We start from the raw sequence: 264 nt of genomic DNA, 5'->3' as shown, positions 1-264 counted from the left end.
CCCTAATCGCCACTACAATTGCTAGTGCATTATTACTATCTGCCTGTTCAGAAAATAAATCAGAAACACAAACAATGGCAAAAGAAAGCGCAGCACAAGTGCAAGACGTAAACGCAAGCAATGTGTTATTCAAACCAAGTCCTTTACAATACATGGCACCTGAGTTTGATAAATTTGGTACTAAAGATTACGAAGCTGTATTCGACGCGGGTATTGCAGAGCATACAACTCAAATTCAAGCAATTGCTAATAACCCAGAGCCAG

At 39.8% G+C, this 264-nt stretch carries 1 protein-coding gene; it reads left to right on the top strand.

The genetic code is table 11. The annotated features are described in order from the left end of the window. Positions 1-264: hypothetical protein (locus R2R70_RS20830; protein WP_410979024.1), on the top strand; the 264-nt coding region annotated here is incomplete at both ends.

The sequence above is a fragment of the Cobetia sp. SIMBA_158 genome (assembly GCF_046566945.1).
GTDB lineage: Bacteria > Pseudomonadota > Gammaproteobacteria > Pseudomonadales > Halomonadaceae > Cobetia > Cobetia amphilecti.
This window is presented reverse-complemented; position numbering and strand designations above follow the sequence as displayed.